9 protein-coding genes (1 of these 9 cut by a window edge) are annotated in these 21,590 nt (G+C 68.5%); all 9 read right to left on the reverse strand.

The window, feature by feature from the left end:
- A protein-coding gene (locus tag AC6I0Y_RS11060) for an SdrD B-like domain-containing protein (protein ID WP_497731940.1) crosses the window boundary here: on the reverse strand, positions 1 to 13,402 show its start. Its footprint begins 14,117 nt before the window's first position; the window shows 13,402 of its 27,519 coding nt (coding positions 1–13,402); its start codon is at positions 13,400 to 13,402; the stop codon falls past the left edge of the window.
- 10 nt (positions 13,403 to 13,412) lie between these two features.
- Positions 13,413 to 14,537: a hypothetical protein gene (locus AC6I0Y_RS11065; RefSeq protein WP_497731942.1), complete on the reverse strand. Its 1,125-nt coding sequence runs from the start codon at positions 14,535 to 14,537 to the stop codon at positions 13,413 to 13,415.
- Between the two features lie 491 nt (positions 14,538 to 15,028).
- The gene (gene rplI, locus AC6I0Y_RS11070; protein ID WP_160710536.1) at positions 15,029 to 15,616 is read right to left on the reverse strand and encodes a 50S ribosomal protein L9; all 588 of its coding nucleotides are present in this window, start codon (positions 15,614 to 15,616) and stop codon (positions 15,029 to 15,031) included.
- A gap of 14 nt (positions 15,617 to 15,630) precedes the next feature.
- On the reverse strand, positions 15,631 to 15,891 hold the full coding sequence (gene rpsR, locus AC6I0Y_RS11075; protein WP_160710535.1) for a 30S ribosomal protein S18: 261 nt from the start codon (positions 15,889 to 15,891) through the stop codon (positions 15,631 to 15,633).
- A 23-nt stretch (positions 15,892 to 15,914) separates the two neighbouring features.
- Positions 15,915 to 16,373: a single-stranded DNA-binding protein gene (locus AC6I0Y_RS11080; RefSeq protein WP_242162528.1), complete on the reverse strand. Its 459-nt coding sequence runs from the start codon at positions 16,371 to 16,373 to the stop codon at positions 15,915 to 15,917.
- A gap of 54 nt (positions 16,374 to 16,427) precedes the next feature.
- Entirely contained in the window at positions 16,428 to 16,721 is a 294-nt protein-coding gene (rpsF, locus tag AC6I0Y_RS11085) for a 30S ribosomal protein S6 (RefSeq protein ID WP_160710664.1), read from the reverse strand.
- A gap of 587 nt (positions 16,722 to 17,308) precedes the next feature.
- The gene (locus AC6I0Y_RS11090) at positions 17,309 to 17,821 is read right to left on the reverse strand and encodes a single-stranded DNA-binding protein (RefSeq protein WP_497731947.1); all 513 of its coding nucleotides are present in this window, start codon (positions 17,819 to 17,821) and stop codon (positions 17,309 to 17,311) included.
- 1,200 nt (positions 17,822 to 19,021) lie between these two features.
- A complete protein-coding gene (locus AC6I0Y_RS11095; RefSeq protein WP_497731950.1) occupies positions 19,022 to 19,549 on the reverse strand; it encodes a hypothetical protein in 528 nt (175 codons plus the stop codon).
- A 434-nt stretch (positions 19,550 to 19,983) separates the two neighbouring features.
- Entirely contained in the window at positions 19,984 to 21,537 is a 1,554-nt protein-coding gene (locus AC6I0Y_RS11100) for a SurA N-terminal domain-containing protein (protein WP_497731953.1), read from the reverse strand.
- Positions 21,538 to 21,590 lie beyond the last annotated feature (53 nt).

Genomic DNA, 21,590 nt, shown 5'->3' on the forward strand with positions numbered 1-21,590 from the left:
CGTTGATGGACGGCATGTTGGGCGAGCCGTAGAGCTGCTGGTAGTCCTGCTCGCGGAGCCAGCGCGTGTTGATGGTCTCCTTCCAGTCCATGCCGTAGACCTGCATATGCTTCTGGCCCTCGTGGTGGCCGCCCTCGAAGTGATCGACGTCCATCACCTGGTAGTAGGCGCTCGACTTGCTCGGCTCCTGGCCGGCTGCTGTGTCGTCGCCCGCGGGCTTCACGTCCACCGGGCGCGTGAGCAAACGGTCGTACCAGGCGCCGTCCTCGTTGCTGCCGAACACGTGCGAGGCCAGGTTGACGGCTATCTGGTAGCCGTTGTCGCCATACTCGTCCGGGTCGGCCGCGTTGGCGTCCGTGCCGTCGATGGCCCGGCCGTACCACTTGCCCAGGTCGTGCTCGACCGTCACGCGGATGACCCAGGGCTGGGAGCTGTCGCGGTACGCGGTGCTGTGGGCGTTGGCGCTGTCCGAGGGCACGCTCGTGTAGGTGGACTTCTCGGTATCGGCCGAGAGGTCGGCCACCGTGGGCGTGGCGCCGCTGCGGTAGACGCCCGGGTCCTGGGCGGCGCTCGGGGCGTCGTAGCCGGCGTAGGCGCTCGCCGGCGACTGGAGCACCTCGATCTTCACCTTGGCCTGGTCGATGGGATCCCACGTCTTGTCGGACACGTGGGGGTCGTACTGCTGATCCTGCGGCGTGCCGCGGTTCGTCATCACGTAGGCCTTGGCCGTGGCCTCATCGTTCAAGAGGGCCGAGAGCGCCGCCAGGTCGCCCATGTCGATGCCGTCGGCCGCCGCGTTACCCGTGAACTTGGGCTCCACGCCGCGCGGCATGACGTAGGTGAACTCTACGCCGTCGAGCGTGCGGTCGCCGTAGTTGTAGGCGATGAGCTGGCTCGTGAAGTCCTGGTTGTACTCGAGGGCCGTCACGTAGTGGCCGTTGATGAGGCCGGAGCGGTCACGCAGCCATTGGCCGGCGTAGTCGTAGTCGCCCACGCGCCACCGGTAGCGGCTGTCCACGCCGCTCGGGTACTTGCGCGAGGCCTTGGCGTCGCCGTCCTGGTCGGTGATGAAGTCACTCGACGTGGCGAGCCACGCCTTCTGCATATGCACGCGGGTCTCGCTCCACACGAGCGGCACGGTGCTCCCCCACCGCTCGGTCTGGCTGTCCATGTCGCCCTGGGTGCGCGCCTTGGTCACAAACGAGTAGTAGTCGCGCACGTAGCGGTTGGTGAGCGACGAGCCGTTGTCGTTGGCCTGGGCCGTACCGCCCGTGTTGGCGCTGCCGCTGTCCCACCAGCCCTCGTAGCGGGTGCTGGAGGGCAGCAGCCCCTTGGCGTCGCCCACGGTGTCGGCGTAGGGGCGCGGCGTGTAGCGCACGCGCTGCTTGTTGCGCGCGGTGCGCACGTCCTCGTCGAGGAAGATGCCGCGAGAGCCCTCCTCGCCCCAGTTGTTCACGTCCCACCAGTTGTAGTAGGGCTGGTGGGTGGTCTCCACGCCGGGAATCCACGTGAGCGAGCCGTCGAACATCTCCCACACGTCGGTCTGCTCGGCCTTGTCGCCCGAGAACGCCGAGTCCAGCAGCAGGGAGTCCAGGTCCATGAGGTTGCTGGCCGTGTTCACGTACACGGGGCTGCCCATCTCATGGGTGCCGTCGAAGATGGTGCCGTTCATCTGGTTGATGCGGCCCGAGGCGCTGTTGCCGTAGGCGTAGGGATAGTAGTAGTACTCGCCCATGCGCGGGAAATACGCCGGCTCCACGCCCGCATTGCCCGTGAGGGCGCCCGTCGCGCCCAGGTCCAGGTACACCTGGGGCAGGCCGTCCACGGCCGCGCGCACGGGGAACCACACCTCGATGAGGTCGCCCACCTCCATGCGGGAGTTGCCCGGCGTGGCCACGTCCACCGGACGGCTGGCCGCATCATCAGGGTCGACCTCGCTGCCGGCGTCGTCGCCATCGGGCACCCAGGATATCTTGAGCAGCGTGAACTCGGTCGGCCGACTGGCGTTGGCCGCCGTGGGGTTCAGGTCGGTGAAGGCGCGATAGCCTGCGTGGCCTCGCGTGGCCGCGGCGCGCGCGTAGGTCATGGCCCCGCCGTAGTCGAGCGCCTCGCCGCTGCCCTCGGCCACCGCCTCCACCTTCAGGCGCATGCCCTTCAGGCGGGCGGCGGACACGTCGTCGCCGTCACGGTCGGTCCAGCGCACCTGCAGCACGCGCTCCAGGTAGGCGGCGTCTATCTGGCCGCCGTCCGTCGTCTTCAGGTAGTCGGAGGGGATGCGCTCGTAGAGCACGGGGTTGTACAGCTCGCCCTCCAGCTCGCGAATGCCGGGGTTGGTCCCCTTGGGCACGTTCTTGAGCGAGTTCTTGTACCAGAACTGCTCGCCGGGCACGTAGCCGAGCTTCTGGGCGGCGTTCACGTCCCAGGCCGCCTCGGCCATGGCCTCGGTCTGGAACACCTGGCCCTGGAACTGCATCACCGGCGTGCGGCGGTACACCTTGAGGGTGCGCGTGGCGCCCTCGTCCTGCTTGGTGAGCCACTGGCCGTGCTCGACCGCCGCGCCAGGGGCGGCCAGGGCGGGGGCCGCGCCGGCTACCGGGTCGTCGTAGAAGTCGAGGACGGTGGACTCGTTATGGTAGTGGGTCAGCGCCAGGTCGGCGGCGTCGGTGGGAGTCCAGCTGTTGGCCTGCTCGCTGCTGGGCAGCTGGGCCGAGAGGGCGCGCAGGTCCGCGTAGCGGCCCACGCCCACCAGGGCCACGTCCTCCAGCTCGTAGGGCGCCGCGCCGTCCTTGGTGGCCGGCACGTCGTAGTAGGTCCAGCGCACGCCGGTGACCTTGCGGAAGAGGTTGCCGTTGGCCGAGTGCCCCTCGTCGGTCGCATCCGGCGTGGCGGTGCCGTAGCGCGCCACCAGCTCGGCGTAGCTCACCCACTTGCCCGGCGCCGAGGCAGCACGCGCCAGATCGGTGCCGGTCATGAGGGCCGCCGGCTGCAGGGCGTAGGCGGCGGGATCGGCCGTGGCCGCGGGATAGCCGGAGTCGAAGTACTCCACCTTGATGGCGGGACGGCCGGGCACGAGGCTGCCGTCCTCCCCCTCCACCGGGCCCACGCCGTTAGCCGGCATGTCCTTCGGATAGCGCAGGTCAACTACGGCGCCGCCCTCGGTGAGCACCGTCTTGTTGGACGCGGCTATCTTGGGCGTCTCGGTCAGCTCGAAGAGCACCTTGCCCGAGGGATCGCCGCCCACGTTGCCGTCGGTGAAGCGCACGGTCACTTGCAGGTCGTTGGTGTGGCGCGTGTAGTTCTCTATGTCGCTCACCGTCAGCTGGGCCGGGTTGCCGTCGCCGTCGGCCGGCACGGCCGGGTTGGAGGGCGTGTTCGTGGTGAACTGGGCGTCCAGCTTGATGACATCGTCTTTGTGGTAGTGGAAGCGGATGTTGGAGTAGTCGCGAGCCGCCAGCTGCCCCTTGCCGTCGTAGCGCAGGGCGATGTCGTTCACCGACGCGTAGCGGATGGGCTCGAGCGCGCTGCCCGGGCTCGTGGAATCCGTCGCATAGCCGGTCTTGTTCTCCCAGTCCAGACCGCCCTTGCCGTGGTTCAGGCTCGTGGCGCGGTACTGCGTGTAGCCGTGCTTCGGGCGCGCCACGGCGTAGAAGTTCGACTCCACCGTCTGGTTCTGGTAGCTGGGGTTGTCGTCCTCGTAGGCCGTGTTGCCGTCGTCGTGGTAGTCCGGATCGTCGTTGAGCTCGTCAGTCGCCTGGGTGATGACGCGCAGCCACAGGCCCTTGCCCGGAGCGATGCCCGAGGCATCGGGGTCGGCCGCATCGTACTCGCCAATTTGGAACAGCAGGTCGCGGTTTTGGCTCAGGCCCTCGGCGCCGGCGTCGAGGGACAGGTCGGTCTTCTCGGGCGCAGGGCGCTGGGCCGAGCCGTCGTCGGCGGAGAGGAAGGCCTTCACGTCCAGGCCGGTGGCGTTGCCGTTGACCCACGTGCCGTCGGCCTTCTGTACCTTGGCCACCTCCCAGCCCACCACGCGCTGGCCGGGAGCCGTGTCGAAGCGGGCGTCCACCTGCTCGAGCGGCAGCGAGGGCTCCTTGGCGGCCTCGTCCAGCCACTCGTCGGTACCCACGTAGAGCAGGTACTCGATGTAGTCACCGGCGTACACGTCGCCGTTGGGGATGTCCGACACCTCGCCCGAGGCGGGGTCGTAGCTCACCGGCGTGGTGATGGAGCGGTCATCGAAGTCGTAGGCGAACACGGTCTGGGCGCCCGCGTCGGTCTGCACCGTCTTGCCGCGGGTGAGCGAGGTCTCCATGATGGCCAGCCGGTGCGACAGCAGGTAGTTGGCCGTAGGAGCCGCCGTGTTCTTCGACTGGTCGGCCAGGGCCTTGAAGTTGGGGTCCTTGGTGGCCACCTGGTCCACCACCAGCTTGTTCGGCAGCTTCCAGGTATCGAAGTCGTTGCCGTCCTTGCAGAAGGTGGGCGTTGAGGTGTAGTCCCAGCGGCCCGCCTCCAGGTCGGTGGCCGTGGTGGCCGTGGCGGCCTTGAAGTTTCCGACGGTGCGATCCACGTACACGCCGTCGAAGGCGTAGGTGTAGTGGGGCTGGGTGCCCGCGGGCAGCGCCTTTCCGTCGCGGTCGACCAGCTGGGAGGTCGCGCCCGCCGAGGCGGTCAGGTTGCGCTCCCGCAGCGGCGAGAGGTACTCGCCCGAGTCGAGCATGGTCTCGGGCTTGGCGCGGTCGGCGTTGGGCGAGTCGAACTCAAAGGACACCTTGGCCACTGCGGGCTTGGCGTAGGTGAGGTCCACCGTCGCGTCGCCCTTGAAGCCGGGAATGGTGTTGGTGGCGTCGACTGCCTGATAGGACAGCGTCAGCTCGTCGGCATGGTCGCGCAGGTACTTCTCCACGTCAATCACGTAGTCGCCCGCATGATCGCCCGAGGCCAGGGGCGCGTCGGAGAGGATGCCGGCGTCGCGCATATCCTTCCAGGTGAGCACGACGTCCTTGGTGAGCGTGGTCGTCCCCACCGTGTTGCGGATGGTCAGAGTGAACTTGTTGGCCTGGAACCACGTGACGTCGTGACCCGTGTGATCGGGCACGAACTCGGCGGGCACGTACACCTTCTGCAGGCGGAAGGTGTCGTGCAGCTCGCTCGTCAGCCGCGCGTGGCTGATGTGCGCGATGCGGTTGGGGCCGTCGGGACGCGCATCCAACGCGAGGCCCATGTCCTCGTCCTCCGAGTTCCAGAAGCGCGCCTCGAACTCAGCCAGGTTGGGCGTCTTGTTGTCGCGCGCGTAGTCGTACATCGACACGTCCGCGGCGTTGTTGTTCTTGGCGTTGAGGCTGTAGTTGTCCTTGAACGGGATGAGGTAGCCCAGGTAGTAGCCCTGGTCGGACTCCTGGTGCTCCACGCCGGCGTTGGAGTTGGCCTTCCAGCCGCCCGAGGCCAGGGGCTTGAGCGGGTCGGCGTAGCGGTAGTAGCGCGCGTTGAACGAGTTGGTGGCGTCGGCCTTGTCGCTCACGCTGCCGGTGAGCGGGTTCTTCTCGCCCTTGTAGATGTAGGGGCGGCCGAGCAGGTAGAAGTCGGTAGCCGCGTCCGCCGCGTCGCGGTCGACGGGATTGCCCGCTATCTCGGACGTGGAGTCGCCGTTGCCGTAGTAGGGCCCCAGATCCATCACGTAGGAGGTGACGAACTCGTTTTCTTTGAGCGGCACGGTGGCCGGCTCGGCGCCCGTGCGGTTATAGTCCTCGGTGCCATCCGGGTTGGTGGTGTAGGTGCCGTAGGCGTTGGCGATGACCGCCGCCTCGCGCTCGTCGGGGCGCCCGAACTTCAGGAAGCCGTCGCCGGTGGAGCCGGGGTTGGCCACCATATAGTCGAGGCCTTGGTCGTTGAGCTTAGCCTGACCGGTGATGGCGCCGCTGCCGTCGTAGGTCACCTCGTACTGGCCGTCGCGGCGCACCACGATGGTGCGCGCGGTGCCCTCGACGTAGCTGTCGCCCGCCGCATCCCACTGGCGGGTGGTCAGCGTGATGGAGGCGTTCTCGTAGTCGGACAGGTGCTTCCACACGCCCGAGTCCTTGAGGAAGTGGAAGCCGGTGGAGAGGTAGCCGTAGTACTCCAGGTCGCTGTCGGGGATGCACTTGGGCAGCGTGTCATGGAGCGTCACGCGGTCGGCGAACGAGGCGTAGGTATCGTACCAGTCGTCGCCGGAACGGTAGTCGGTGCTGCTGTAGAACCAGCGGATGTTCTTGCGGTAGAACGACATGGCGTAGTGGTAGTCGTCCGCGAAGCGCGCGTCCTCGTAGCCGTAGTTGCCCAGGCGGTTGCCGTAGGCGCCGGCGGCGTTGGTCACCGTGTCCTTGCGCACGTAGTTGCCGTCCTCATGCACGATGAGGTGCTGGTTGGTCACCAGGTGGCGCATGCGGCCTTCCATGTGGTGATGGCTCCAGTAGCTATCATGGCAGATGTAGTCCTGGTAGGACCAGTTGCTCTTGATATCGGAGGAGTTGGGGCCCTTGGGGGCGTTATAACGCGTGACGGCCTTGTGCTGCGGGCGCACGTTGCCCGACAGGTCGCCGCCTACCTCCATGGTCACGCTTGACTGGACGTTCACGCCGTCGCCGCTGGTCACGGCGTAGGTGCGGCCCGTCGTCTCGAAGGCCATCTTGTTGAGCCAGTCGGCCCAGTCGCCGTTGCTCACGCCGTACCAGGTGCCGTAGTCGGGCTGGCCTGCGCTCTGCCAGGCGTCGCCCGAGGCCTCGAAGGTGCCGTCGGCGAACAGGTTGTCCGCCCCGCCGGCGAACTGCGCCTGGTTGATGGACACATCGTAGGTGATGCTCGTCACCGGGTTGCCCGGCTCGCCCACGTTCTGGTAGTCAGTGATGCCGTCCTTGCGGGCGTACCGGTCGGCCTCGGCCGAGCTGCCGAAGCTCGCCTCGGGCTGGCCGGCGGCGTTGGCCTTGAGCAGGTTCAGGCGGAAGTACTTCTTGCCGTCCACGTCCGTCTGCTTGGAGAACGCCTCGCCGCTCGCCCAGGCGTCGCGGATCTCCTGCTCGCTCACGTACAGCTTGTCGCCGTTCTTGTAGGTGACGGTGATGCCCCTGAGGTAGGGCACCGCGGCGCTGCGAACCTTCACGTAGTAGGCGTCGAAGTAGCCGGCCGGCATGGTCTGAGTCAGGTGGATGAGCGCGCCCGAGTTGTAGGTGAGGGCTCCCACGTAGGAGGCGCCGCCCTGCTCGGTGTGGCACGACCACTCGGGCGCATACGACTGGGCGCCCGGCCCGCTGTTCACCTGGCGGAAGTCAGCGAGCAGCGACACCTGGGCCTTGTAGCCCGCATCCAAGGCGCCGTTGCTCTCGCCGCCGGCAGTGTAGCTGTCCGCCTTCCAATGGGTGGAGTCCCACGAGCCATCAGTGCCCTGGTTGAACCGGTCGGTGCCGTTAGTGCCCGTGCCGTCGTCCCAGAAGCCCGAGCGGCTCACCGTGTCGAAGTACATCTTCGACACGTAGATGTCGGAGCCGTCGCGGCGCAGAACCTCGTAGTCGCTGCCGAGCGGGGCCTCGCGGATGCCGTTGAGGTGGTTGGTGGCCGTGGTGGTCATCCGCTCGGTGGTGGCGAAGTTCGCGTCGGTGTAGCCGTCGAAGGTGAAGGTCTGCGCCTCCTTGCCGGCGGCGCTGTGCTCCCAGTCCATGTTCTTCCAGCTGTGCAGCTCGGCGCTCGCCAGGTTGGCGATGCCCCAAAAGTAGAGGAACTCCTCGCCGATCACCAGGCCGTCATCGGTCACCGCCAGCTCGGAGAGGCGCGCATAGTCAGGATCGGACGCATCCGGCGTCACGGTGCTGCTCTTCACCACGAACTTCGTAGGCAGCTTGCCGGCGCCAGGCACGTAGTCATCGGCCGGCTCCAGCACGATCTCGCGCGCGGTCGTCCCGTCATCATCGACGTAGCCCTTGAGCACCACGGTGCCCACCAGGCCCTCGTCCTCGAAGCACTCGAGGAACGGGTGGGCAACGGTGATCTTGGTGGTGTGGAATCCCGTCCAGGCGCTCACCGTGGAGCCGTCGGCCTGGGCAATGCCCGTCTCCCACTTGAGCGGCAGCGTGGTCTTTACGTCCACGTCGTCGAGGGTGGAGTAGCCGCGCTGGTTCCACAGGCGCGTGAACAGCTTGAAGTCGCGGTCGTAGGGCACCGTGGTGAGGGTACGGCTGCCATCCATGCTGGCGGCATCGCCCGTGGTGTGCGTGTCGGTATAGTCCCACTCGCCGTACTGGCCGAAGGTGTGCAGCTCCAGCGCGGGACGGAACACCTGCAAGGCAGACGCCTTGTCGAAGGCGCCCTTGGTGTCCAGCGCGCCCTGCTGGATGACGCGGGCGCGGGCGTCCAGGTTGTCGTAGTCCTTCCCGTTCACGCGCTTGTACCACCAGTTGGCGGTGCCGTGGGCGGTAACGGTGACCTCCTTGCCGGCGGCCACCGGGTCGATGCCGGCGTACTCGATCTCCACGCGCTCCAGGTAGCGGTCCTTGAAGGCGGCGAACGCGCCCGTGGACAAGTCGATGGTGAACGAGCCTGAGGTGGCGCTCGCATCCAGCAGCGCCTTGAGCTCGGCCGCGGTAAGCGTCACGTCCACCGCCGCGCCCATGTTCGCCGTGCCAGAGGCCGAGCGGAAGAAGAAGCGCGCCTCCTTGAGCGCCGAGGCCTCGGTGCCGTCGGCCTGGGCCACGGTTCCCAGGGAGAACAGCCCCTCGGTGAAGGTGAGCGTGCGCGTCTTGTAACCCATCACGCGGCTCACCGGCGCGGGGAGCAGGCCGCTCAGGCTCTCGATGTCCAGGGTGACCATGGTCTTGTCCGACCGCGCGTGCTGGCGGTTGGCCACCACGAAGCGGTAGCCCACATCCTCAGAGTAGTTGGCCACCTCAAGCGGCGCGGTCTGATCGGCGGCGCTCGTCTCGTTGGGACGCACCCCCACCGGCTTGTGGGCGTAGGCCTCCACGGTGGCGGCGAAGGGCTTGATGACCATGACCTTGTGGGCCTTGGGGCGCACCTCCGACCCCGTTCCGTACTCGGCCGTGGTGGGGTAGGCGGCGCAATCGGTGCTCACGCGCTCGTCGAGGTTGGTGCCGTGGGTGTCGGCGCGGCCCAAGATGAGGGCCCGCACCGCCGTGCCGCTGGAAGCCAGGGCGCGCTTGCGCACGGCGCCGAAGTGGATGCGCACCGACTTCACCGTCTGGCCGTCCAGCCCCTCGTCCAAGGGCAGCTTGAGGGTGGAGGTGCCGTCGCCCGCATCTTCCAGATAGGGCTCCAGCTCCGCCATCGACCAGCGCTTGAGGGGCACGAGGCCCTCGTCCTTGACAGGATCGAACTGGAGCGTGTCAGAGAGGCCGAACACCTCGATGTACTCCACGCTGCCCTCGCCTTGCTGAAGCCAGCCCTCCTCGCCCGTCGCGGCGTCCACCACCCCGCGGTGGAATCCGGCCAGCCGCAGCTCCTCGGGAACGAAGCCGCGCACGACCGTCTGGTTGCCGTTATCCGGATCGGCGGTCTCGGCCAGGTCGTTCACCACCATGTCCAGGTTGTAGTCGCGCATGAGGTAGTCGGAGTCGTTCTCCAGCGTGTAGGAGTACCACGCCTCCTCGCCGTCGCCATCGCCCCAGCGGTAGGGCACCTTCTCCGGCGCGCTCGCGCTGTCCCAATGGTCGGCCGTGCCGTCGTTCCAACCGAAGCTCGGCGTGATGCGCGGCTTGATGGGCACGTACATGCTGCGCAGCGTGGCCGTGTCGGTGTAGGACTGGTTGACCGGGTTCGGCACGTGGTAGTCGGTGGCGAACACCGCCGTCACGGGGATGTCCTGCACGCGCGTGGGCGTGCCGTTGATGTCGACGAAGGCGTCCTCGCCCGCGCCGGGCGCGCTGCCCTCGAAGGAGTCCATGACCACCTCGACCTGCGAGAGGTAGCCGTTGGCCCAGCGGCTCAGGGGGATGACGGCATGCTCGTAGTCGGGGTTGGGCTGCGCCACGCCGTCCACGGTGATGGTGGGGTTGTTGTCCACGAGGGCCTTCACCTGGTCGCCCGTGAGCGTCACCGTCTGGGGCAGGGCGCCTATCTGCCACGACCCGCCCACGTTCTCGCGCGGGTAGTACGTGATCTTAACCTCGCTGATCTCGGCATTGGCCAACAGGTCCTTGCTCAGCACCACCTTCTTCGCGGTGAAGTCGTCGCGCTTGCCCGTGAGCGTGTCCTGCGAGCAGAGGCCCGTTATGGTCAGCTTGGCCGGCTCCATCTTGGAGACGGCGGAGTTGGACACATGGAAGCGCCAGCCGGCATCCGGCTCGCGCACGAGCGCCTCCTTGGTCTTCTTCTCGTACACGCCGCCGGTCACATCGCCGCCGTAGGTGCTGTAGGCGCCGGCGACCACCTTCGGCGAGGTGCTGATGGGCTTGAAGGTGGCGCTCGCGTCGTTGGAGGTCAAAGGCAGGCTCTCGTAGGCCTCCTTCGGCGCGGCCAGCCAGCGCTTCTGGCCGTAGAGGATGGAGGCGTCGTTGACGTAGTTCTGGTTGGACTTGTGCATGGTGCCCGTCACCTTCACGCTGCTGGCGACGGCGACGTTCTTGGGAAGCGGGCTCTTGAACAGCACGCGGAACTGCCCGGTGAACGTGCGCGAGGGCTGCTGGCCGGGGGCGTACTGCTTCTGCGGGATGGCGGCGATGCCCTGGGCCTCCAGGATCTCCGCGATGCCCGTGCCCGGCACCTTGTCGGCCTCGGCGTCGCTGATGCCCAGACGATAGGTGGCGCTCGTGGGGGTGCTGGCCGTCTGCTGCGGCGTGCCCACGTTCACCCACGAGGTGGCGCCGGAGGCGTCTGCCACCTCCACCTGCACCATCTGGGCGGCGTTGGCGTAGTACCAGTCGGTCAGCTGGGGGCCGACGGCCGGATCGCTCTCGCCTGACTGGTTGACGGTGAACACGAGCGACTGGAGCTCGAAGCCGTCGGGGAGCGTGTCGCGCAGCTCGGCGCCGACGCGCTGGGACTCGTCCACGTCCAGCTGCAGGTCGCGCCCGTACAGCGGCACGTTGGAGCCGGCGGTGGTCATGCCGTCCAGAATGTAGCTCACCGGATAGCCCAGAGGGCCGCTCGCCGTCATGGTGGCGCGGTTGGTGGCAGGGTCGATGACGTACTTCGACACCTCCATGTTCAACTTGGCCGCCTTGAACTCCGAGGTGATACCCGTCTGCTTGGTCCAGCCGTAGTCGTTGTTCTCACCGCGGCCGCCGAACCACACGGTGGGCGACGCCTTCATCTCCACGGCCGGGTAGCGCTTGCCGCCTTCCGCCGAGGGATCGAGCTCCGCCGTGAAGTTGGTGGTGTAGGGCATGGCGATGACGAGCTTCTTCTCGTCGTGCACCTCGTCGGCCGGCGTGTCGGGGCCGGGCGCGCGCAGGGGCCCGCCCATCTGGTTCTCGTGGACGATGAGTGACATCATGCCGTCCTGACCGCCCGTCGAGTAGTACAGGGGCTGAAGCCCCAGCTCCTCGGCGTTGGAGAACGTGTCCAGGTCGAGCTCGGCGTACTCCTCGTCCTTGTCGGTGACGTCGTAGATGAGAATGCCGCCCTGCCCCGGCTTGCCGATGAGCGTGTGCCCATCGGAGATGCTCGCGCCCTCCAGCTTGGTGGTGGCGCCGGTGTCCGGGTCATAGGACCACGCGCACACGTCCTTGGTGATCATGCCCTGACCATCCTGGACGTAGTTGGGGAAGTTGAAGAAGAACGACAGGTAGTCGATGAGGCTGTCAGTGCTCTCGGACACGTTCTTGACCGTGGCCTCGTACACCATGTAGTTGTAGCGATCCCAGAGGATGGGAGTGCCCACGCACTTCATGTCGTACTCCCAGTCCAGGTTGGTCTTGATGAACGTGGCGGTGCGCATGGTGCCCGACGTGGAGTCGGAGCCCGTGCCTATGTAGACGGGCACTGAGGACGTGGTGGTGTTGCCCTTGGAGTCGGTATAGGAGTTGTACTGGGCGCCGTAGAGGATGGAGCCGCCCGTGTTCTCCGGCACCGCGCCTTGGAACTTGACGTTGAGCGAGAGGCGCTTGAAGCCCCTCTCCATGCGGTAGTTGCCATCGCTGCCGGTGTAGACGAAGCGGAACTTGCCGGTGAGGCCCTGCGGGTAGTTGCGATCATAATACCCCTTGGTGACCTTGGCGTCACCGCCGTTGATGTCGTAGATCTCCCACTCGTCCCACACGTCCGAGGGCAGCGACGCGGTAAGGCGCTGCCCGTCGTTGCCGTTCTTGCCCTGGGCGTCATTCCACGTAGCGTGGTCATAGGTCTCCTGCATGACGCCGTTGCTGTCGTAGTAGAGGAAGGGGATGTCCAGGAGCAGCTGAACGGCGGAATCCTCCTGCTCTTTCTTGTTGTCGCTCGAGGTGCCCAGGTAGCCGCCGGACGTGAGCGAGAAGTTGCCGTCCATGGTGATGGACGGGGTGTCGGCGTCCTTCACCATGTAGGTATTGCCGCCCAGCTCCTGGCCGCCGCCGGCCTTGGCCGTCAGGTTGGGGTCGAAGAGCTTCGAGCTCAGCTCCCCCAGGGCGCGCGTGCTGTAGAGCGCCAGGGGCGGCATGATGCCGGGGTTGGTGCGCGCGATGGGGCCGCTGGGCAGGTCGGCCTCGTAGCCGGAGGGCTCGGGCAGCGGGTCGGCCTCGGGGGCGCCGTCGGGCGCGGGGGCCGGGTCGGCGGCCGCGGGCGGCTCCGGATCGTCAGCCGCGGGGTCGTCAGCCGCGGGCGGCTCCGGGTTGTCAGTCGCGGCGTCCGGATCGACCGCGGGGGCCTGGGGCTCGCGCTGGAAGGCGGCGCTCAGCACCGCGTGCTGGGCGATGGCCACCGTCGAGCCCTTGGCAATAGCGGTGACCTGCGCATCCACCACGACCTCCACTGGCTCGAACGCAGCGGGATCGTCAGCCGACGCGTCGAGCGCGGCCTCCGCGTAGGGAGCCGCTACGTAGAGGACGCGCTGGCCCTCGGGCTCCACCGTCGCGTCGCTCCCCTCCAGGAGCACCTGGATGCGGCCGTCCTCGGCCACGGCGTAGGGCAGCGGGGACACGCCCAGCGCCTCCAGGGCGCCGGCGTCGGCGGGGTCGAGCGTCGCACGCTGCTCGTCGGTGAGCGCAGTCACGTCGAGCACGACGGCGCCGCCCTTCCCCGGCACGCCCACGAAGCGCGCGTCGGCGCGCGTCGCGTCAGAGGTGTCCACCGCGCCAGCCTCGTCGCGGTTCTCGACGGTAGCGCCCAGGTCATCGAGGCGATAGGCCATGAGCGCGTCCAGCGGCACGCCGTGGCGGCCCTCGTTATCGGCAGGATAGGCGGCGCTCACCGCCACCGTGCGGACCGTCGGCGCATCCTTGGGGACGGACACGCGAATCAGGCTAGCGAGATACCCCCCCCCCGTCAGCTATTTTCGGCTGGGAAGCCAGCTCGGCTTCAAGAGACGCCTTCGCGGTGGTCTCGTCGTTGACCAGGGTGAACGAACCCGCCGCCTTGCGCAGGGCGTCGCCGCGCTGCACGGCGGGAGCCGGGTCGGCCTCCGTGGCGCGCGGGGTGAAGCTGTGGGCCTCGTAGCCGTAGGTGACGGTGGCGCGCGCCGCGGCATCCACGGAGCCCACCAGGCCGAACTCCAGGTTGGGAACGGGAGTCGACGCGTCCAGCTTGCCGCCGTTGCCGTCCCAGCGCGCCACGATGCGGCCCGAGACGCCCTCCTTGAGCGCGTCGGCGCTCAGACGCAGGTAGCCGTCTCCGTGCTGCTGCCAGAACGACCAGCCCTCCGGCTCGCCCTCGGCGAACAGGGCCGCGCGCTGACCGCCGCGGTCGAGGGCGCCCGGACGCGTGATGCCGCGGCGGGCCTTCCACTCCTCCTGGGAGAGCGTCGTGCGCAGGCTGCCGTCGGCGGCCTCGTAGAGGTACGGCACGTCGAAGGTGAGCACCACGGCGTCGCCCTGCTCGCTGCCGCCCAGGTAGCCGCCCTCGAGCAGGGCCGACAGGTTGCCCAGCTCGTAGGCGCCCTTGAGGCGCTGGCCCTTCACGAGGAACGCGCCGTTGGAGGCGAGGGGCGCGCCGTAGAGCACCAGTGCGGGGCTCAGGCGACGCAGCACGTCGTCCGTGCCGCCCTTGACCTGGGGCAGAACCTCTTCTGCCGCCGTCAGGCCGGTTGGCATGAGCGCCTTGACGACCTCCTCGTCCACGACGTCCTGCTCGGCGGGGTCCGCGGCGTCCGCGGCGTCGCCGGCAGACGGGGCAGCGCCCGCGGCGTCGGAAGAGGGCTCGTCGCCCGAGCTGGCGGGATCGGATGATCCGGCAGGGACGGCGTCGGCAGCGGAGTCGTCCGAGGGGGTGGCCGCATCGCCGGCGTCCTCGCCGGTGGCAGCGGGCTGGGCCAGCGCGCCCGCCGGGGCAGACGGCGCAGCTGCGGCGTCCTGGACGAGCGGAGCCAGCCCCGTCGTGTCGAACACGGTGACGGCCAGCAGCACCGCCATGGCCGTGGACACCGCCTTCACCCACGGACGCTCCCGGAAGGAGCGGCGATCCCTCGCGCGCGCGCCCGCGCGTATACGAGGAGACGCCGCGGCGCGCGAGCGACCGCGAGCGTCAAGGCGCTCGGACGCATGCGGGGAGGCGCCGCCCGAAAGCGTGCGCTCCGCTTCCGGCACGTCGGAACGCGCCGGCTGGCTATGGACATGACAAGAGGCTGAGAACTTCTGCTCGCTCATGTTCGATCCCTTTTGTTCAGTTACGTTTCCACCGCGCCGCTTGCCCGACGGCGCCGGTCAATACGGCGAAAAAGCCTGGTTACCGGCGTAATTGTAATGGCTTTGATACCCTCCGGCAACTTTTTTGGCAAAGCGCCCGCAAGGCGGGCACGGAATGTAACTGATCGTTTACATTTCTTCCTCACGCTCTTCATTTTTTGACAAAAAAAGCCCCTGACTCGAAAGTCAGGGGCTTGGCGCTTGAAGCTCTTCGGAGCCTTGGCGGGAGCGGCGAGCGGCTACTCCTCGACCTCGGTGACCTCAGCCTCGACGGTGCCGTCCTCGGACACCTGGGCGTCGATCTCCACCATCTCGTCCGCCGGAGACTCGGCGATGTCGATGGCCTCCTCCAGCGCGTCGATGGCGTCCTCGGCCTCCGCGTCCTCGCGGCCCACGACCACCTGAACGGTGGCCTTGATGTCGCGGTAGAGGGAGACGGTCACAGGATGCACGCCGGCAACCTTGATCGGCTTGCCCAGCTCGACGCGGCGCTTGTCGATCTCGGCATCCACGGCGGCCTGGATGGCGTCGGCGACCATGACGGACGTGACGGAGCCGAACAGCTGCCCCTCCTCGCCCACCTGGGCGTCCACGGTGACCTTCAGGTCGTCCAGCTTCGCCTTGAGCGCCTCGGCGTTGGCGATGCGGGTCTCCTCGCGCTTGGCGATGTTGTGCTTGCGCTGCTCCAGCTGCTTCAGGTTGCCCTTAGTGGCCAGAACGGCATAGCCCTGGGTGAGCAGGTAGTTGTTGGCGAAGCCGCGGGCCACGTCGATGACGTCGCCTTCGCCGCCCTTGCCCTTGAGCTCCTTCAGAAGAATAACTTTCATGGGGACCTCCTAGCCTAGCGGTTGCGGCGGTCGCCACGGCCGCTGACAGCGGGAACCGCATACGGCATCAGGGCCATCTCGCGAGCACGCTTCACGGCGTTCGCGACATCACGCTGGTGCTGGGTGCAGGCGCCCGTCACGCGGCGGGGCTTGATCTTACCGCGGTCGGTAACATACTTGCGCAGCATCTGGGTATCTTTGTAGTCGATGTACTCCACGTCGTCCTTGCAGAACTGGCAGTACTTGCGACGAGGCTGCTTTGCATAATCGGCCATTGCATTAACCTCTTTCGTTTCGCTTAGAACGGGATGTCTTCGTCATAGACCGAAGAAGAGGCGTCGATGACCGGGGCCGCCGGCGCATTGTACGCCGGAGCCGGGGCCGAGTAGGCCGGGGCGTCGTAGCCGCCGGACTGCTGAGCACCGCTGTTGCGGCTCGACATGAACTCGAGCTCGTCGACGATCACCTCGATCTTGCTGCGCTTCTGCCCGTCGCGCTCCCACTGGCTCCAGCGGAGCTTGCCCTCGATGGACACCTTGGTGCCCTTGCTCAGGTACTGGGAGAGGCTCTGGGCGCGCGTGCCGAACATGGTGCAGTCGATGAAGTTCGGGTAGTCCTCCCACTCGCCGGTCTGCTGGTTCTTGCGGCGGTCGTTGACCGCCACGCCGAAGCCGAGCACCGGCATACCCGAGGCCGTAGAGCGCAGCTCGGGATCGCGGGTAAGATTGCCGCTGATGATGACGCGGTTGATGCTCATTTCCACCTCTTCTCAAGCCGGGGGCGCCGCAGAGGCGCCACCCTGATTTCACTACTAATCGCGGTCGGTGCGGGCGACGATCATGTGACGCACCACGGCATCGGTGATGCGCAGCACGCGATCGAGCTCGGCGATGGACTGGGGATCAGCGTGGAAATCAATGAGGGTGTAATCACCGTCGGTGAGACCATTGATCTCATAAGCGAGTTTGCGCTTGCCCCACGCCTCGACGTTGTCGACCTTGCCCTCGCCAGCGGCGATGGCGGTCTCGATGCGCTTCATGACACCAGCGCGATTCTCTTCGTCGATAGTGGGAGCGACAATGAACAGCAGTTCGTAAGCCTTCATCAGCTCACCTCCTTTGGACTGTACGGCCCCGGGCTGATGAAGGCACGACCGGGGCAGGAAATAGCCTGCCTATTCTAGCAAACCCGGTCACGCGCCCCAAACAAGACACGCCAACTCCACATTTGCCACCCGCGACGACGAGGGGGGGGCGCCCCCAGACACCGGCGGGCTGGACGCGCGGCGGGGCTGGGGGCTGGGGTGAGAGAGCGGTGCCTGGGGGCCGGCGGCGCCCCCCAGGCACCGGCGGGCTGGGGCGCGAGAACGGGGGGGGCGGGGCCGAGGCTGGCGGGGCCTGCGGCGAGGGGGCGGCCCGGGCTGGCGGCAGGAGCTGGTCCCGACAGTGCTGCGCCAGGTGCCGGCGGCGGGCGCGGGGCCGGCAGACTGGGCACGGGCGGAGGCCGAGGTTGGCAACGGACGAAGGGGCGGCGCTACGCCAGGCTCCGGGGGGCTCGGCGCGGACGGAGGCGGGGCGCGGGCTTCGGCCGCATTGGGTCGCCGATACCCCGTGCCATCAGCGCGGGTCGGGCGCCTCCCCGCCTCCTGGGCGGAAAGGCGCCTGACTCGTCGTGAAGCGCCGGACGCGGATGCTAGAAGGGAATCCGCTCGTCGTAGACGCCTGACGACGGAGGCTCGCCGCAAGGAGCGCCGTCGTCGGGAGCGGGGACGGGAGCTGGGGCGGGAGGAGCCGAATTGGGAGCAGGGGCGGGGTCGGATGCGGGGACGGGAGCGGAGGGGACAGAAGCGGATACGGGGGCGGGAACGAAGTCGTCGCGGCGAGGCGAGAGGAACTCCAGCTCGTCGACTACCACTTCCAGCTTGGAGCGGCGCGCGCCTTCCTTCTCCCATGAGCTCCAGCGGAGACGGCCCCTCAGACATACCTTCGTGCCCTTGCGAAGGTGCCGGTGAAGCGCAGCCGCGCGGTTTCCGAACAGGGTGCAGTCGACGAAGTTGGGATACTCCTCCCAGTCGCCGGTCTCGCGGCTCAGGCGGTAGTCGTTGACCGCCACGCCGAAGCCGAGCACCTTCCAGTCGCTCTGGGTGACGCGCAGCTCTGCGTCACGCGTCAGGTTGCCGCTGATGATTACGTTGTTGATGCCCATGTCGTGCCTCTTTCCGCGCCGCGCGCGGGGCCGGCGCCTCGTCGTGCGCCCGCGGGCGCGTCTGCGTGGAGCCCCCGAGCAGACGGGAGACGGAGCATCTGACACGAGGCCCGGCTCCGCCTCCCTGCGGGGGCTGCGCCTCTGGCGGGGCGGTCAGGATCCGGCTCTCCGTCATTTGCCTTCGTCATCCGTCGATCCGCCGCCATCCGCTGAGGCTCCTGCCACCCTAACCGCCCCCGCCGACGCCAGAACGGCGAGACGTCCTCGTCCTCATCCGCGCGAAACCGCTGCCCTGCCCTGCCCCGCTACGCCAGGTCGCCCCCATCGCGCTGCCACCCCTCCCCCAGCCCCGCCCCCGTCGCCACCCCGTCGGCCCGACCGCACGGCCCACCACACCGCGAGCCCCGCCCTGTCACGGCAGGCGTCCCCCGCCGGTGCCGCCTCGTCGGGTCGGGCGCTCGCCCCGTCATCGCCCTGCCGTCGCGGCAACACGCCCCATCGCTGCCCCGTCGGGCCGAGAGCACGGCCCGACGCCGCCCCACCACAGCAGGCGCCCTCCCCCGTCGTCGCCCCATCGTCACGGCGGCACACTTTGTCGTCATCCCCGTCGGCACGGCGGCACACTCCGTCGTCGCCCCGTCGGCGCTCCGCCGCCGCGGCGACACGTCCCATCGCCGCCCTATCGGGTCGAGCGCCTTTCCCCGTCGCCGCCCCGTCGGGTCGGGCGTCCGCCCCATCGCTGCCCCGCCGTCGCGGCGGCACGCCCTGTCGCTGCCCCGTCGGGTCGAGCGCCTTCCCGTCGCGGCGGCACGGCGGCACGGCCCATCGCTGCCTCGTCGGGTCGGGAGCCTTTCCCGTCGCCGCCTCGTCGTGGCAAGCCGCCGTATCGTCGCAGCGGCAGCCCTTCTCGTCGCCGCTCGCGATACCGGGCCGTCCGTCTGTGTCTCCGCCCTTCGCCGACGCTGCTGCGCTCTGCTCCTGGCTGGCGCCTCCATCACCCGTCGCGACGGCCGCCCTCCGTCGTCGCCTCCGTCGTCGCCGCCCGTCGAGTCGAGCGCCCGGGGCGGCGGGCGGGGGTTCTTGCGGTGCTTTCCGAGATGTTTCACGTGAAACATTCGTTCCCCGCACTTGGGCACAAAAAAACGCCGGCGCGGGGCCGACGTTTTCTTGGGTGAGGGGAGCGTATCTGACGAGCAGGGGCTATAGCGCCTCGGGCTCCGGCTCGTCCTCGGGGGCGTCTTCCAGGTACTTCTCGTCGATCTCGTCGTCGCCGTACTCGGAAGCGTCCTTCAGGGAGCCCATGAAGTTGGGAGCCGCGCCGATGAACACCGGCTCGTCCTCGAACACCGGCTCCTCGTCCTCGATGGTGTAGAGGAAGCCCACGGCGAAGCCCTCGTCCTCGCCCGGGACGCCTCCCTCGGCGATGAGCGCGTCCTTCTGCCCGTCGTCGGTGTCGATGTAGCCGTCGTAGCACAGCGCGTAGGCATCGGCCCCGCGCGCGCCCTTCACCGTGTGCTCGGCGAAGTTGAAGCACTCCTCGGCGGTCTCGCCGGGATGCGACTCGATGAAGAGGTTGTCCTTGACCACCAGGGCCGTGAACGGGATGACCTCGGCGCCTTGGGACATCTTCTCCTTCGCCTCATCGAGGGAGAACAGCAGCACCTTCTCGAGAATCTCGGGAATCTCGGGGACTTCCTGGGAGTCGTTTTCGATCTCACGATCGGCCATGGCGGCCTCCTTTCTCGGCGCGAACCCGTCTGCGCGGGCGCGCCCACTCGCCCGTAAGGGCAATCGCGCGTGCCGCCCGCAGGCAACACGCGCTCCGTCGCTGTGCAGCAGTTTACTGGTTTCCCGCGCACGTGCAGCCGCGACGCGAATGTTTCACGTGAAACACTCCCCCGACGGCCGCACGGGGAGCGCGCCGCCGCGCCCCGGCCGGCCCTGCGGGTTCCGCCGAAAGCGCGGGCAGTCGCACGCGGGAGCCCCCCGACTCGCAAGCCAACCTGGGCGGGGGCCCCGCCGCGGGGGCGGGCGCGAGACGCGGGAGGGCCCCCGCCGCGGGGGCGGGCGCGGCCAAAAGGACGCGACGGTCGCGGGCGCCATGGGCGTGACAGTCGCGGGCGCCGGGCCTTGGGCAAACGCGGACGGGCGGGTGGCCTGTTCTAGTACGGCAGGCCGTTGGGGAAGGGATTCACGGTGATGTCGGCGCGGGCGCGCAGGTCGGCAATCCAGGCGAGTGCCGCCTGGGTGCGCGCGGACTCGAGGGCGGCCTCGTCCCGCACGGCATCGCCGGCGCCGGATGCGGCGTCGCCCGCCTTGTCGTAGGCGCTGTCGTCGGCGTCGCGCATGGCTTCGTAGGCCAGCTCGGGATCCTCGGCGAGAGCCTGCGTCACCTTGGCGGAGAGCAGGTCCAGCTCGGTCTCCTCGCGGAAGGACTTCTCGTCCAGGCCGGCGGCGGCCAGGGCCGCGCGCCACTGCTCGTCGGACTCGTAGGTGCGCCGCTTCACGGCCACCGCCTCGTCCAGCTCTTCGCCTGTCACACGCACGCCCAGTTCAGAAGCGCCCTGGCGCATGATCTCGCGCGAGACCAGCACGTCGATCACCTGGTCGCGAACGCCCTCCGATGTCTGGCCGCTGTCTTCCAGGTACGCCTTCCACGCAGCACCGTCCTCAAGCCCCTGCGCTGCGCGCAGGCTCTGCACGTAGTCGGTCACGGCTTGCTCGGGAATGGCCGTCCCATTGACCGTCGCAGCCGTCCCGTTGGCACCAGAGCATCCCATGCACGTCACCACCAGCGCCATCGCCGCCAGGACGGCCAGCAAACGCGACGGGAAGCGCGCCGAAAAGAAGGGGCGACCCGAGAAACGGAATGTTTCACGTGAAACACTTCGCCCCGCCGCACGGGCACGACCCGCCCGCGGGAAGACAGCCCGCAGGAAGACAGCCTTCAGAGCGCCCGCCTCGCGCGCACGCCAACTCGCACGACCAGCGCCACCGTCCTCGCGCGCCTCAGGGAGCACGGGCGCGCCGCCCGCGGAACACGCAGACGCACTATCGCGACTCCCCGCCGGAGCCGGAGGAACAACGCCTTTGCACGCAGACGAAACCGCGGGAATAGCGTTCTCACGTACTCGAAAGAGCGCCAGAGGAACGCCTTCGAATGTCTCGGAGAGTGCGGGAACGGCGCCGTCGCGACTCCCCGCCGAAACCGAAGGAGCGGCGCTCTCTTCCGCCCCAGGAGAAACAGGGGCGACGGCTGCGAGGGCCGCGGGAGCCGAAAGGGCGGTGGCCTTGCGCGCTGCGGAGAGCGCGAATGCCTCACCGCAGCACGTCACGGAAGCAGAGGGGGCGCCGTTTTCGCCTGCCGCGAGGGGCGAGGGGGCGTCGGTCGCAGGCGCCTCAGGAGCCGCAGGGGTGATGCCCGAGAGAGCCGCGGGAGCAGAGGGGGCGTCGCCCGCGCACGTCGCGCGAGCAGAGGGGGCGCCGTTTTCGCCTGTCGCGAGGGGCGAGGGGGCGTCGGCCGCAGGCGCCTCAGGAGCCGCAGGGGTGATGCCCGAGAGAGCCGCAGAAGCCGCGGGGGCGGCGTCCGCGCACGTCGCGGGAGCAGAGGGGGCGTCGCCTGCGCATGCCACAGGAGTCGAGGGGGTGCCGTTCTCTGGCGCTGCGGAGGGGGCGGGGCTGCTGGGTGCGGCGGTGGGGATGGGGGGTGGGAACATGGGGGCTCCTGTTCGGGAAAGGGAGGGGCCGCTTTCTCAGGCGGCCCCTCGGG

This window comes from Adlercreutzia sp. St.1H8 (assembly GCF_059728655.1).

What these genes read in the sequence shown, in the direction of transcription:
- AC6I0Y_RS11100 (WP_497731953.1), bottom strand. Translation starts at nt 21,537, where the DNA reads ATGTTCCCACCCCCCATCCCCACCGCCGCACCCAGCAGCCCCGCCCCC.
- rpsR (WP_160710535.1), bottom strand. Translation starts at nt 15,891, where the DNA reads ATGGCCGATTATGCAAAGCAGCCTCGTCGCAAGTACTGCCAGTTCTGC.
- rpsF (WP_160710664.1), bottom strand. Translation starts at nt 16,721, where the DNA reads ATGAAGGCTTACGAACTGCTGTTCATTGTCGCTCCCACTATCGACGAA.
- AC6I0Y_RS11095 (WP_497731950.1), bottom strand. Translation starts at nt 19,549, where the DNA reads ATGGCCGATCGTGAGATCGAAAACGACTCCCAGGAAGTCCCCGAGATT.
- AC6I0Y_RS11080 (WP_242162528.1), bottom strand. Translation starts at nt 16,373, where the DNA reads ATGAGCATCAACCGCGTCATCATCAGCGGCAATCTTACCCGCGATCCC.
- AC6I0Y_RS11090 (WP_497731947.1), bottom strand. Translation starts at nt 17,821, where the DNA reads ATGGGCATCAACAACGTAATCATCAGCGGCAACCTGACGCGTGACGCA.
- rplI (WP_160710536.1), bottom strand. Translation starts at nt 15,616, where the DNA reads ATGAAAGTTATTCTTCTGAAGGAGCTCAAGGGCAAGGGCGGCGAAGGC.